This is a genomic window from Kaistia hirudinis (assembly GCF_014196455.1).
Lineage (GTDB): Bacteria > Pseudomonadota > Alphaproteobacteria > Rhizobiales > Kaistiaceae > Kaistia > Kaistia hirudinis.
In genome coordinates this window covers 99,630-113,164 of record NZ_JACIDS010000003.1, presented here as the reverse complement: position 1 = coordinate 113,164, position 13,535 = coordinate 99,630, and the positions used below count along the sequence as shown (strand labels likewise).

Here is a 13,535-nt window from a genome sequence, read left to right as displayed (position 1 = left end):
AGTGCCGCCACCCATCAAACGCTCCGCCCTGCCCTCTCCCCCCTTGTGGGGGAGAGTTGGAGAGGGGGGCAGCCGGGCATGGAGCGCCGACCCATTCCGGCTGAACGCGGTGATGCCGGCGCGGCGGATGGGCCGCCCCCCTCCCGGCCTCCCCCACAAGGGGGGAGGAGAAGAGGCGCCCTTCGGCCGGCTGCCGCGCCATCAATGAAACGCCCAGCCTCCGCCCTCCCCCTTGCGGGGAGGGCCGCGGTGGGGGTCGCGGGATGGAACCGTCGCGGCAAGAAAAAGCGCTGGCGTCCGTCATCGACGTCACGGCGAGCGCCGGCCACCCCCACCCTGACCCTCCCCGCAAGGGGGAGGGAATCGCGCTCCTCCCTATGCCGTGGCAGCGGTCGCGATGGGGCCAGGTCGCTGGGTGCGCTCCTAGCGACACGGCACCCCAAACGCAAAAGGCCCCGACGCTTGCGCGCCGGGGCCTTTCTATTCCGAATTGACGCCGGAGCTTACTCGGCGGCGGTTTCCGCCTTCGGCTCCTTGATCTCCTCGCCGGTCGTCTGGTCGACGACCTTCATGGAGAGGCGGACCTTGCCGCGCTCGTCGAAGCCGAGCAGCTTGACCCAGACCTTGTCGCCTTCCTTGACCACGTCCTGCGTCTTGGCGACGCGCTGGTTGGAAAGCTGCGAGATGTGGACGAGGCCGTCCTTGGCGCCGAAGAAGTTCACGAAGGCGCCGAAATCGACGGCCTTCACGACGGTGCCCTGATAGATGGCGCCGACTTCCGGCTCCGCGGCGATGCCCTTGATCCAGTTCAGCGCGGCGGTGATCGCCTTGCCGTCCGAGGAGGCGACCTTGACGGTGCCGTCGTCGGAGATGTCGATCTTGGCGCCGGTCTTCTCCACGATCTCGCGGATGACCTTGCCGCCCGAACCGATCACTTCGCGGATCTTGTCGGTCGGGATCTGGATGACCTCGATGCGCGGAGCATGCTCGCCGAGCGACGGGCGGGCGGCAGTGAGCGCCTTCGCCATCTCGCCGAGGATGTGGGCGCGACCGCCCTTCGCCTGGTCGAGGGCGACCTTCATGATCTCCTCGGTGATGCCGGCGATCTTGATGTCCATCTGCAGCGAGGTCACGCCCTCGCTGGTGCCGGCCACCTTGAAGTCCATGTCGCCGAGGTGATCCTCGTCGCCGAGAATGTCGGAGAGAACCGCATAGCGGTCACCCTCGAGGATCAGGCCCATGGCGATGCCCGCCACCGGACGCTTCAGCGGAACGCCGGCGTCCATCAGCGAGAGCGACGAGCCGCAGACCGTCGCCATCGAGGACGAGCCGTTCGACTCGGTGATCTCGGAGACGACGCGGATCGTGTAGGGGAACTCGTGGTGCTTCGGCAGGACCGGGCGAACGGCGCGCCAGGCGAGCTTGCCATGGCCGATCTCGCGACGGCCGGGCGAGCCCATGCGGCCGGTCTCGCCGACCGAATAGGGCGGGAAGTTGTAATGCAGCAGGAAGGTTTCCTTGTAGGTGCCTTCCAGCGCGTCGATGAACTGCTCGTCGTCACCGGTGCCGAGCGTCGCGACCACGAGGGCCTGCGTCTCGCCGCGGGTGAAGAGGGCCGAGCCGTGCGTGCGCGGCAGGATGCCGACCTCGGAGACGATCGGGCGGACCGTGACGAGGTCACGGCCGTCGATGCGGCTCTTGGTGTCGAGGATGTTCCAGCGGACGATCTTCGCCTGCAGTTCCTTGAAGACGGCGCCGATCTTCTCCTTGTCGAAGCGCGGCTCCTGGCCTTCCGGGAAGAAGTGCGCCAGCACCTTCGCCTTGACGGCGTCGACGGCGGCATAGCGCTCCTGCTTGACGGTGTTCTTGTAGGCGGCGCGCAGCTCGTCCTCCGCAATGCCGAGCATCTCGGTCTCGATAGCCGACAGATCAGCCGGCTCGAACTCGCGCGGCTCCTTGGCGGCGCGCTCGGCGAGCTGGATGATCGCGTCGATCACCGGCTGGAAGCCCTTGTGGCCGAACATGACGGCGCCGAGCATCGTCTCCTCGGAGAGCTCCTGCGCCTCCGACTCGACCATCAGCACCGCGTCGCCCGTACCGGCGACCACGAGGTCGAGCTTGGAATTCTCGCCCTGCTCAAGCAGCGGGTTGAGGACGTATTCGCCCTCGATCAGGCCGACGCGGGCCGCGCCGACCGGGCCCATGAAGGGCACGCCGGAGAGCGTCAGCGCCGCGGAGGCGGCGACCATGGCGACGATGTCCGGATCGTTCTCGAGGTCATGCGAGAGAACGGTGGCGATGACCTGCGTCTCGCAGCGATAGCCGTTCGGGAACAGCGGGCGGATCGGGCGGTCGATCAGGCGGGAGACCAGCGTCTCCTTCTCGGTCGGACGGCCTTCGCGCTTGAAATAGCCGCCGGGGATCTTGCCGGCCGCAAACGTCTTCTCCTGATAGTTCACCGTCAGGGGGAAGAAGTCGATGCCGGCCTTCGGCGACTTCGCCGAGACGACGGTGGCGAGGACCGAGGTCTCGCCATAGGTGGCGAGAACGGCGCCGTCGGCCTGACGGGCGACCTTGCCGGTTTCGAGCACGAGGGGGCGGCCGCCCCACTCGATTTCGACGCGCTGGATATCGAACATGGCAGTTCCTTGCCTAAGGCGGGGCGCCTCGGAAGAGCCATGGGCAAGATGACGGGACGCTCTCGATCGTCCTGCGAGAGAGCGTCCTGCGATCCTGCCATGGCTCGGGCGTTGTCCGCGAGCCGTTTCGCGCGGCAGCCCCATGCCGCCGCGCCGTGCTTCCTGGATCGCCAGGCGTCGCGCTGGACGCAGGATTGGCGATCCCTCTTTCGTGTCATGGCACCGGATCGATCCGGAAACCGGAGGCCGCTTTCCGGCCCGATGCCATGGCGTCGTTCGGGCGCGGGCTTGCGCCCGCCCCGCTCAGCGACGCAGGCCGAGGCGCTCGATGAGCGACTTGTAGCGCGCCTCGTCGACCTTCTTGACGTAGTCGAGGAGGCTGCGGCGCTGGCTGACCAGCTTCAGAAGGCCGCGGCGGGAGTGATTGTCCTTGCCGTGCGTCTTGAAGTGCTCGGTCAGGTTGGCGATCCGCTCGGAAAGAACGGCGACCTGAACCTCCGGCGAACCCGTATCGTTCGCACCGGTGGCGTATTCCTTGATCAGTTCCTGCTTGCGAGCAGCCGTGATCGACATCGGGTATCCTTTCTGTTCAGAGAATGCCGGACGCCTTCTCGGCGCCCATTGCCGCGCGGGCGTCGATCGCCCGAGCGGTGCCGCCTGCCGCGATCGGCCAGTGCCGGGATGTCGTCCAGCACGGTCGAGGCGGAAACGGCAAAACCCCGGACCGCCGCGCGGCCGTCCGGGAGCGGGCGACATATGCCCGATCTTTGGCTGGAAGACCAGACAAAACTTCAGTCGGCCCGGGCGGCTTCCGGCGGGAAGACGCGGGAGGGCTTGAACTCGCCGCGCTCGATCTCGCCGATCGCGATCAGCGTTCCGCGACAGGTCGCGAAGCACAGATCGCCATTGGCGGCCTCCGGGCGACCGCGGACGATGAAGCCCTGCCCGTTGCGGAGGCGCCCCGCCTCGCTGTCGGTGACGCGGAGCTCGGCAAGCTCGGACAGCGCCGCCTCGACAGGCGCCAGAAGCGGTTCGAGCGCCTCCGGACCCTCCGCCTCGGCGCGCGAGCGCAGTTCGTCGAGCTTCACCATCGCCTCTTCGCCGAACGGGCCGACGAGCAGGCGGCGGAGCGCCACGACATGGCCCCGCGTTCCGAGCGCACGGCCCAAATCGCGTGCAATTGCACGGACATAGGTGCCCTTGCCGCATTCGGCCTCGAAGCTCGCGGTGTTCGCATCTGGCATGGCGACGAGGTCGAGCCTGTGGATCTCGACCGGCCGCGCCGCGAGCTCGACCACCTCGCCCTCGCGCGCCAAATCATAGGCGCGGTCGCCCTCGACCTTGATCGCCGAGAAGGCGGGCGGAACCTGGAGGATCTCGCCGGTGAAATCGCCGAGCGCCGCCTCGATCGCCTCGCGATCGGGTCTGAGCTCCGACGTCGCGACAACGGCGCCCTCGGCGTCGTCGGTCGTGGTCTCTTCGCCCCAACGTACTGAAAAGGCGTAGATTTTCCGCCCGTCCATCACATAGGGCACGGTCTTGGTCGCCTCGCCGAGCGCGATCGGCAGCATGCCGGTCGCCAGCGGATCGAGCGTGCCGGCATGGCCAGCCTTCTGCGCGCCGAACAGGCGGCGGACCACCGAGACGGCCTGGGTGGACGTCATGCCGAGCGGCTTGTCGAGGATCAGCCAGCCGGAAACCGGCCGGCCCTTCTTGCGGCGTTGGCCCATGGGTTCGGTCAGCCTTGAATGGAATCAGTCTTCGTCGGTGTCTGCAGCGCCGGGCGTCGTCACATCCCGTCGGATCACCGGATCCGAACGCAGCAGGGCATCAATCCGCGAGCCCTCCTCGAAGGAGGTGTCGACGCGGAACCTGAGGTCCGGCGCGAATTTCATGTTGATGCGGTGCGCGACCTCGCCGCGCAGGAAGCGGCGGTGCTGGTCGAGCGCCTCGACCACGGCCGCAGCGTCATGGCCGCCGAGCGGCATGACGTAGCAGGTCGCGATCTTGAGGTCGGGCGAGAGCCTGACCTCGGGGACCGTGACGATCACGCCCTCGAGTGCCGGCTCGCGCAATTCGCCCCGTGCCAGGATTTCCGCCATGGCATGACGCACGAGCTCGCCCACGCGCAGCTGTCGCTGGCCGGGCGTGCCGATCTTCTTTCCGTTGGAGGCCGTTCTCGCCATGAAACCTTCGGCGGTCGCTCGTTAGAGCGACCGCTTGATCTCCTCGACGCGGTAGCACTCGATGACATCGCCTGCGCGCATGTCCTCGTACTTCTCGAAGGCCATGCCGCACTCCTGGCCGGCGGGCACTTCCTTGACCTCGTCCTTGAAGCGCTTGAGCGTCGACAGCTTGCCCTCGTGGATCACGACATTGTCGCGGATCAGGCGGACATTGGCGCCACGCTCGACCGTGCCGTCGGTAACGCGGCAGCCGGCGACCTTGCCGATCTTCGAGATGTGGAAGATCTCGAGGATCTCGGCATTGCCGAGCATGGTCTCGCGCCGCTCCGGCGTCAGCAGGCCGGACATCGCCGCCTTCACGTCGTCCACGAGGTCGTAGATGACGTTGTAATAGCGGATCTCGATGCCGTCGCGGTCAGCCACGTCGCGCGCCTGCTTGTTGGCGCGGACGTTGAAGGCCAGGATCGCGGCGTTCGACGCGGCGGCCAGCGTCACGTCGGACTCGGTGATGCCACCGACGCCCGAATGCAGGATGCGGGCGACGACCTCGTCGGTGCCGAGCGCGTCCAGCGCGCCGATAATCGCCTCGACGGAGCCCTGCACGTCGCCCTTGACGACGATCGGGAACTCCTTGAGCCCGGCGCTCTGGCGCTGGCTCATCATCTCGGCGAGCGAACCGCGGGCGCTGGTCTGGCGAGCGACGGCGCGCTCGCGCTTCTGGCGGGCACGGTAATCGGCGATCTCGCGGGCACGGGCCTCGTTCTCGACAACCGCGAAGCGGTCACCCGCCTCCGGCGCCGACTGGAAGCCGAGCACCTCGACGGGCATCGAAGGCGGTGCCTCCGAGACCGTCTTGCCGATATCGTTGACGAGCGCGCGGACGCGGCCCCACTCCGAGCCGGCGACGACGATGTCGCCCGGATGCAGCGTGCCGCCCTGGACGAGAACCGTCGCGACCGGGCCGCGGCCCTTGTCGAGCTTGGCCTCAATGACGACGCCATCGGCGACGCGGCGCGGATCGGCCTTGAGATCGAGCACCTCGGACTGCAGCAGGATCGTCTCGAGCAGCTTGTCGAGATTGAGCCCGGTCTTGGCCGAAACCTCGACGTCGAGCACCTCGCCGCCCATGGTCTCGACGAACACCTCGTGCTGCAGCAGTTCCGTGCGGACACGCTGCGGATCGGCGTCCGGCTTGTCGATCTTGTTGATCGCCACGATGATCGGCACCTTGGCGGCGCGGGCGTGGTGGATCGCCTCGATCGTCTGCGGCATGACGCCGTCATCGGCCGCGACAACCAGCACGACAATGTCCGTCACCTTGGCGCCGCGCTGGCGCATCGCGGTGAAGGCCGCGTGGCCGGGCGTGTCGATGAAGGTGATCTTCTGGCCGGCCTGCTCGACCTGATAGGCGCCGATATGCTGCGTGATGCCGCCGGCCTCGCCGGAAACGACGCTGGTCTTGCGGATCGCGTCGAGCAGCGAGGTCTTACCGTGATCGACATGGCCCATGATCGTGACGACGGGCGGACGCTGCTCCAGATCGGACGCCGCGTCGGCATGGTCGAACAGACCCTCCTCGACGTCGGACTCTGCCACGCGGCGAACCGTATGGCCGAGATCCTCGGCGATGAGCTGCGCCATGTCGGCGTCGATGACGTCGGTCGCCTTGAGCAGCTGACCCTGCTTCATCAGGAACTTGATGACGTCGACGGCGCGCTCCGACATGCGGTTGGCAAGATCGCCGATCGTGATCGTCTCGGGCAGGATCACCTCGCGCGAGATCTTCTCGCGCGGACCCTGCGCCATCTGGCGGGCACGTTCACGCTCGCGACGACGGCGGACCGAGGCGAGCGAACGCTCGCGCTCCGAATCGTCGAGCGCGTTGGACAGGGTCAGACGACCGCGCGGCTTGGCGTCGTCCTTCTTGACCGGCTTGGTGTCGACCGTCTTCGGGCGCTTGGATGCGGCCGTGCGCGGACCACCGCGATCCTCCTCGTCGTCGGCGCGGCCCGAGGGACGGGCGGCGGCAGACGGCGCGGCGGTGCGGCTCGCCGGCTTCTCGGAGGCATTCGGATCGCGCTGCGTCGGAGCCGGACGGGCCGTCTGGCCGGCAGAGGACTGCGGACGCGACGACTCGTTCTCGCCGAGACGACGGCGAGCGGCTTCTTCGCTCTTCTCGCGAACGACAGCCTCGGCCTGGCGGCGAGCATCTTCCTCGGCCTGGCGCTTGGCGGCTTCCTCACGCTCCTTGGCGAGACGGATCTCTTCCTCGGCGCGGCGCTTGGCTTCTTCCTCGGCGCGGCGACGCTCTTCGGCATCGCGGACGCGGGCGTCGGCAAGCGCCTTGGCGCGCGCATCGAGCTCGTCGGTCGAAAGCTGACGCAGCACCATGCCGCCGCGCGGCTGCTGGCGAGGCGGCGGAGCAGCCGGCGTCGGGCGAACCTGCGTCGACTGGATGGTGCGCGTCTGCGCAGGCGGAGCGCCGGCGGGGCGCTGCGACGCCGGAGCGGACGTGCTCTGCTGTGCCGCGGCCGGAGCACCTTCGCTCTTGCCCGGTATCACGACGCGCTTCTTCTTCTCCACGACGACGGTATTGGTCCGCCCGTGTGAGAAGCTCTGCCGCACGGTCCCGCGCTCGAGGTCACGGCCCTTGAGGCTCAGCGTCTTCTTCGCGCCGCCAAGATCCTTGTCGCCGCTATTGCTCGTATCGTTCATTCGGTCTCTTCAGTCCTGCGGGGTCCTGCGCCGCTAGGGGCGCGTTCGTCTCGGGCACTTCCGGCGTATCAGTCTTCGGATTGCTGTCGCCAATGCCAACAAGCCCGTCTTCTCCTCGAAAACGGGCGAGCGCGGCGACACGCTCCAATGCATTTTCGCTCGCCCAGCCCGCGAGCAGTGCTGCATGTATCACATTTGCCCTGCCTAATGCCAAATCCAATTGCCCCGACGTGAAGATTCGGATGGTTGGAACCGCATCTGGCCTGCCGAAGCGTCGCCGGAGCGCCGCTTCAATCTTCGTCCGGCCGTCGTCACCGGCCTCTTCTGCCTGCACGATCGCCACGACGCGTTCCCGTGCAATCGCCTGTTCGACTTTCGCGAAGCCGGCGATGATCTCGCCGGCCTTGCGCGCGAAGGACAGCGCCTGCAGCGCGCCGGCTTCGAGCAACCTGTCAACCCGATCGGCGAGACCGGGCTCGACTTCGGCGGCCGCCTTGAAGCCGCGGCCGAATACCTTCTTGCGCTCCGCGGCCGCGACGATCTCGCGCCGCGCCGTAACCCATACGCCCCGTCCCGGAAGACGGCGCCGCAGATCCGGCACGACCTTGCCCTCGGGGTCGAGCACGAAGCGGATCATCCCGTCCGCCGGCATGGCGAGACGCGAGACGACGCAGCTTCGGATCAGGGGCTCGGTCCGTCGGGGCAAGCAATCCTCCGCGCAGCGGATCGCGAGTCCTAGGACTCGCTCTCCTCATTCACCTCTTCGGCGGCTTCTTCCGCAATTTCCTGCGCCGCCTCTTCCTCGGTGATCCAGCCGACGCGGACGCGTGCGGCCATGATCATCGCCTCGGCGTCGGCGCGGGTGACGCCGAACTTGTCCAGGAGACCCGGATGGCGCTTGGTCTCGCCTTCGCCGCGCTCCGCCCAGCCGACGAGATCGTCGGGGACGCTGCCGGCGAAGTCTTCCATCGTCTTGACGCCATCCTTGCCGAGCTCGACCAGCATGGCGGTCGTCATGCCCGGGAGCTCGCGAAGCTCGTCGGACACGCCGAGCTTCTGGCGCTCCGCATCGTGCTCGGCCTCGAGCTTTTCGAGGAAGTCGCGGGCGCGCTGCTGCAGCTCGGCCGCCGTCTCCTCGTCGAAGCCCTCGATCGAGGCAAGCTCCTCGGAATCGACGAAGGCGATTTCCTCGAGCGAGGCAAAGCCTTCCGAAGCGAGCAGCTGGCCGACGACCTCGTCGGCGTCGAGCGCCTCGTTGAAGAGCGCGGAACGCTCCTGGAATTCCTTCTGGCGGCGCTCGGATTCTTCCTGTTCGGTCAGGATGTCGATGTCCCAGCCCGTCAGCTGCGACGCCAGGCGGACATTCTGGCCACGACGGCCGATCGCAAGCGACAATTGGTCATCGGGGACGACAACTTCAATACGCTCGGCATCCTCGTCGAGGACGACCTTGGCCACCTCCGCCGGCTGCAGCGCATTGACGATGAACGTCGCCTGGTCGGTCGACCAGGGAATGATGTCGATCTTCTCGCCCTGCAGCTCATTGACCACCGCCTGGACGCGGCTGCCGCGCATGCCGACGCAGGCGCCGACCGGGTCGATCGACGAGTCGCGCGAGATGACGGCCATCTTGGCGCGCGAGCCGGGGTCGCGGGCGACCGCCTTCACCTCGATCACGCCGTCATAGATTTCCGGCACTTCCTGCGCGAACAGCTTGGCCATGAACTGCGGATGGGTGCGCGAGAGGAAGATCTGCGGACCGCGCTGCTCGCGGCGCACGTCATACACATAGGAGCGGATGCGGTCGCCATAGCGGAAGACTTCGCGCGGGATCAGCTCGTCACGACGGATGATGCCTTCGCCGCGGCCGAGATCGACGATGACATTGCCATATTCGACGCGCTTGACCTGACCGTTGACGATCTCGCCGATGCGATCCTTGTATTCTTCGTACTGGCGGTCACGCTCAGCTTCGCGAACCTTCTGGACGATGACCTGCTTGGCCGACTGGGCGGCGATGCGGCCGAAATCCATCGGCGGCAGGGGCTCGGCGATATAGTCGCCGACGCGGGCGGCCGGGTTCTGGTCGGTCGCCAGTTCAAGCGCGATCTCGGTCGCCGGATTCTCGACCTGATCGACGACCTGCAGCAGGCGCTGCAGACGAATCTCGCCGGTCTTGGGATTGATCTCGGCGCGGACATCCGTCTCGGAACCGTAACGCGAGCGGGCGGCCTTCTGGATCGCATCTTCCATCGCCGCGATGACGATCTGGCGATCGATCACCTTCTCGCGGGCGACTGCATCGGCGATCTGCAAGAGTTCCAGCCGGTTGGCGCTGACTGCCATCGTCCTGTCTCCACTCTACTCTTTCGCGAACGTCCCGCCTCAGGCGTCGGACGACTCGTCGGTTAAGTCTTCATCGTCGAGACCAGCCGCCGCCCGTGCGGCCTTGGCCTGGCGAAGCGTGTCCTCGATCAGCGCGTCGGTCAGGACGAGCTTGGCCTCGCCGATCGCGGAAAGCGGCAGGCGGAACCGATCCGTCGCGCCCTCCGGTACATCGTCGACCTTCAGGGCGACGTCATCACCCTCAAGCCCGAGCACCGTCCCGCGAAAGCGGCGGCGCCCCTCGACCGGCACGGTGAGCTCGATCTTGGCGACATGACCCGCCCAGCGCTCGAAATCGGACCGGCGCACAAGCGGACGGTCGATGCCGGGCGAGGAGACCTCGAGGTGATAGGCCTCGGAGATCGGATCCTCGACATCAAGCGCCGGCGAGAGATCGCGGCTGATCGCCTCGCAATCCGACACGGACATGGTGCCGTCGGGGCGCTCGGCCATGATCTGCAGGGTCAGACCGTTGCGGCGCGACGTCTTCACGCGCACCAGACGGTAGCCGAGACCCTCGACGACGGGCTCGGCGATCGCCGCGACACGGGCGTCGACACCCGATTCCACGATGATGCGGGCTTCGCTATCGGGATTGCTATCGGCCAAGCCGCGTTCCTTCCGACCTTGCGATCGGCGTAGGCCTAGGGGAGCGGACCCCGGCGGACCCACTCTCCAACGAACCGATCGTTTGAGATGAATGAGAGGCGTATAGGCCCAGTCGGGGGGAAATGCAAGCGAGGCGAATTCTGTGGACGCGGGCGGCGCTGCGGCCCGTTGTGATCCCGGTCACTGGTCCGCCACAGAATTTATTCTATGGTCCGCCTGCTTCGTAACGATTCGCAAAGCATCCAAGAACTAGAACGTCCCCACCGGCCCTCCTTCGAGTTGCGTATCCGATGCAATCCGTCCTCATCCGCTTCGTCGCGTTCGTGGTCCTCTCCGTGGCCGGCAGCTCAATCCTCGCCCTGCCCTATCTGATCGCGAACTGACGCGCCGCGTCTGGCGCCAACGCGTGATCAGAGCCTGCGAAAGGTGAGATAAGTGCCGGTCCGCCCCTCGCGGATGGCCTTCGCCTCATAGCGCGTCCCAGGCCAGCCCGGAAACGGCGTCCGCCAGTCGTCGGCGTCGCGCGCGAGCCATTCGAAATCCGGATGGTCGCGAAGGTGCAGCAGCGTCCAATCCACATAGCTGTCGATGTCGGAGGCGAAGCGGAACGGCGCGCCGGGCTTCAGGACGCGCGCAAAGCGATCGAGATTCTTCGCCGAGACGAAGCGGCGCTTGAAGTGGCGCTGCTTCGGCCAGGGATCGGGATAGAGCAGATCGATACCGGAAAGGCTCGCCGGCGGCAGCCAGTCGAGAAGCTCGGCGGCATCGCGCGCGAACAGGCGGACATTGCGCAGATCCAGCGCCTCGATCTCGGCCGCCGCACGGGCGAGGCCGTTCACGAAGGGCTCGACGCCGATCCGTCCGATCCCTGGCGCTTCCTGCGCCCGATGGATCAGATGCTCGCCGCCGCCGAAACCGATCTCCAGGACGACGGTCTCGACGGGCGATGCGAACAGGGCCTCGAGCGGGACCGGCGGCTGATAATCGAGATCGATCTCAAGTCGAGTCAGGACGCGGTCGAGCGTCTCGGCGCGACCGGCCCGCAAGGTATGGCCCTTGCGGCGCCCGAAGAAGGAATCGCGCCGCTTGCCAGGAGGAAGCTCGCTCACAGCGCCTTGCGCAGCGCGTCCGCGAGGTCGGTCCGCTCCCAGGAGAAGCCGCCATCGGCCTCGGCCGGGCGACCGAAATGGCCATAGGCGGAGGTGCGCGCATAAATCGGGCGGTTCAGCGAGAGGTGCTCGCGGATGCCACGCGGCGACAGGTCCATGACGTCGGCGAGCAGCTTCTCGAGCCGGGCCTCCTCGACCTGGCCGGTGCCATGCAGGTCGACATAGATCGACAGCGGCTGCGACACGCCGATGGCATAGGAGAGCTGGATCGTGCAGCGGCCGGCAAGGCCCGCGGCCACGACGTTCTTGGCGAGGTAGCGCGCGGCATAAGCAGCCGAACGGTCGACCTTGGTCGGGTCCTTGCCCGAGAAGGCGCCGCCGCCATGCGGTGCGGCACCGCCATAGGTGTCGACGATGATCTTGCGGCCGGTGAGGCCGGCGTCGCCGTCGGGACCGCCGATGACGAACTTGCCGGTCGGATTGACGTGCCAGATCGTCGAGGGCGAGATCCAGCCTTCCGGCAGCGCCTCGCGGATATAAGGCTCCACGATGGAGCGCACGTCATGCGAGGAGAGGTTCTCGTCGAGGTGCTGGGTGGACAGCACAATCTGCGTCACCTCGACCGGCTGGCCATTCTCGTAGCGGACCGTGACCTGGCTCTTGGCGTCGGGGCCGAGGGCACCGGTCTCGCCGCTGCGACGGGCCTCGGACAGGCGCTTCAGGATGCGGTGGGCGTAGAAGATCGGCGCCGGCATCAGCTCCGGCGTCTCGGAGCAGGCATAGCCGAACATGATGCCCTGGTCGCCGGCACCCTCGTCCTTGTTGCCGGTCGAATCGACACCGACGGCGATGTCGACAGACTGGGCATGCAGGTGCACGTCGACCGCCGCGTTCTCCCAATGGAAGCCGCTCTGCTGATAGCCGATGTCCTTGATCGCCAGCCGTGCCGTATGGGCAACGAGATCGCGCGTGATCGTGGCGGGACCGCGCGTCTCGCCGGCGATCACGACCCGGTTGGTCGTCGCCAGCGTCTCGCAAGCGACGCGCAGATGAGCCGGATCCCAGCCCTGCTCCGGTCCGATGCGGAAGAAGGCGTCGACGATCTCGTCGGATATTCTGTCGCAGACCTTGTCCGGATGACCTTCGGAAACCGACTCGCTGGTGAACAGATAGGACGTCCTGGACACTTGGAAATGACCCCGCAGAAAATCTCAGCTGGGTCAAGCGCCCGAGCTTCCGACGAACGCTTTTAACCCGATGAGTTCACCCGTCAAGCGAGATCAAGCCCGTTTCCGCAACAGCACGGCAAAGCGCAAGGCTGTTCCAGCCGGGAGCGTCCCGGCAGAAGCCTTCTGCCCTTGGTCAGGCGTTTCTCGAGATCGGGAAGCGATCAGTCCTCGGCTTCTTCGCCGGCGATCGAACGCACCAGCTCGACAACGCGCCGGCGCAGCTTCGCGTCCTTGATGCGGACGAACGCCTTGTTGAGCTGCAAGCCCTCGGCGCTGGCGAGGAAATCCGTCACGAAGGCGGCGGGACGCGACTCCGCAAAGCCGGGCTCAGTCGCGGCACCCGGGGCATCCTCGAAGAAGAACGAGACCGGGACTTCGAGGACGGAGGCGATATGCTGCAGCCTGCTGGCACCGATCCGGTTCGTGCCCTTCTCGTATTTCTGGATCTGCTGGAAGGTGATGCCGAGGCTCTCGCCAAGTTTTTCCTGGCTCATCCCCTGCATCATGCGCCGAAGCCGCACGCGGCTTCCAACATGAATGTCGATCGGATTGGGCTGCTTCTTATTGACCATCTAGGGCTAACCTCTGAAAACTAGACGCACATGAATCGGCGTGCTGGCGAAACAGTTCCCCGCCGCCGACTATACGCCTAACCGAATGGCC

11 protein-coding genes are annotated in these 13,535 nt (G+C 66.8%); all 11 read right to left on the bottom strand.

Annotated features, from left to right (window positions below; translation table 11 throughout):
* Positions 1-503 precede the first annotated feature (503 nt).
* Complete coding sequence (gene pnp / locus GGR25_RS10600) at positions 504-2,639, bottom strand: polyribonucleotide nucleotidyltransferase (protein ID WP_183398772.1); 2,136 nt, start codon at positions 2,637-2,639, stop codon at positions 504-506.
* A 303-nt stretch (positions 2,640-2,942) separates the two neighbouring features.
* Positions 2,943-3,212, bottom strand: coding sequence for a 30S ribosomal protein S15 (gene rpsO, locus GGR25_RS10595; RefSeq protein ID WP_183398771.1), 270 nt, complete (start codon positions 3,210-3,212; stop codon positions 2,943-2,945).
* Positions 3,213-3,430: 218 nt separating this feature from the next.
* Positions 3,431-4,369, bottom strand: a complete 939-nt coding sequence (gene truB / locus GGR25_RS10590) for a tRNA pseudouridine(55) synthase TruB (protein ID WP_380146592.1) — start codon at positions 4,367-4,369, stop codon at positions 3,431-3,433.
* A 24-nt stretch (positions 4,370-4,393) separates the two neighbouring features.
* Positions 4,394-4,825, bottom strand: coding sequence for a 30S ribosome-binding factor RbfA (gene rbfA / locus GGR25_RS10585; RefSeq protein ID WP_183398770.1), 432 nt, complete (start codon positions 4,823-4,825; stop codon positions 4,394-4,396).
* Between the two features lie 21 nt (positions 4,826-4,846).
* Positions 4,847-7,540 carry a translation initiation factor IF-2 gene (infB, locus tag GGR25_RS10580; RefSeq protein WP_183398769.1) on the bottom strand — a complete coding sequence of 898 codons (2,694 nt, stop codon included), beginning with the start codon at positions 7,538-7,540 and terminating at the stop codon, positions 4,847-4,849.
* The gene (locus tag GGR25_RS10575; RefSeq protein ID WP_183398768.1) at positions 7,521-8,246 is read right to left on the bottom strand and encodes an RNA-binding protein; all 726 of its coding nucleotides are present in this window, start codon (positions 8,244-8,246) and stop codon (positions 7,521-7,523) included. Before GGR25_RS10575 ends, infB begins: the two co-directional genes overlap by 20 nt.
* Before the next feature lie 29 nt (positions 8,247-8,275).
* Positions 8,276-9,886 carry a transcription termination factor NusA gene (nusA, locus tag GGR25_RS10570; protein WP_183398767.1) on the bottom strand — a complete coding sequence of 537 codons (1,611 nt, stop codon included), beginning with the start codon at positions 9,884-9,886 and terminating at the stop codon, positions 8,276-8,278.
* 39 nt (positions 9,887-9,925) lie between these two features.
* Positions 9,926-10,534, bottom strand: coding sequence for a ribosome maturation factor RimP (gene rimP / locus GGR25_RS10565; protein ID WP_183398766.1), 609 nt, complete (start codon positions 10,532-10,534; stop codon positions 9,926-9,928).
* A 410-nt stretch (positions 10,535-10,944) separates the two neighbouring features.
* Positions 10,945-11,643, bottom strand: a complete 699-nt coding sequence (gene trmB / locus GGR25_RS10560) for a tRNA (guanosine(46)-N7)-methyltransferase TrmB (protein WP_183398765.1) — start codon at positions 11,641-11,643, stop codon at positions 10,945-10,947.
* A complete protein-coding gene (gene metK, locus GGR25_RS10555; RefSeq protein WP_183398764.1) occupies positions 11,640-12,830 on the bottom strand; it encodes a methionine adenosyltransferase in 1,191 nt (396 codons plus the stop codon). Before metK ends, trmB begins: the two co-directional genes overlap by 4 nt.
* 203 nt (positions 12,831-13,033) lie before the next feature.
* A complete protein-coding gene (locus tag GGR25_RS10550) occupies positions 13,034-13,444 on the bottom strand; it encodes a helix-turn-helix domain-containing protein (protein WP_183398763.1) in 411 nt (136 codons plus the stop codon).
* Positions 13,445-13,535: the final 91 nt, after the last annotated feature.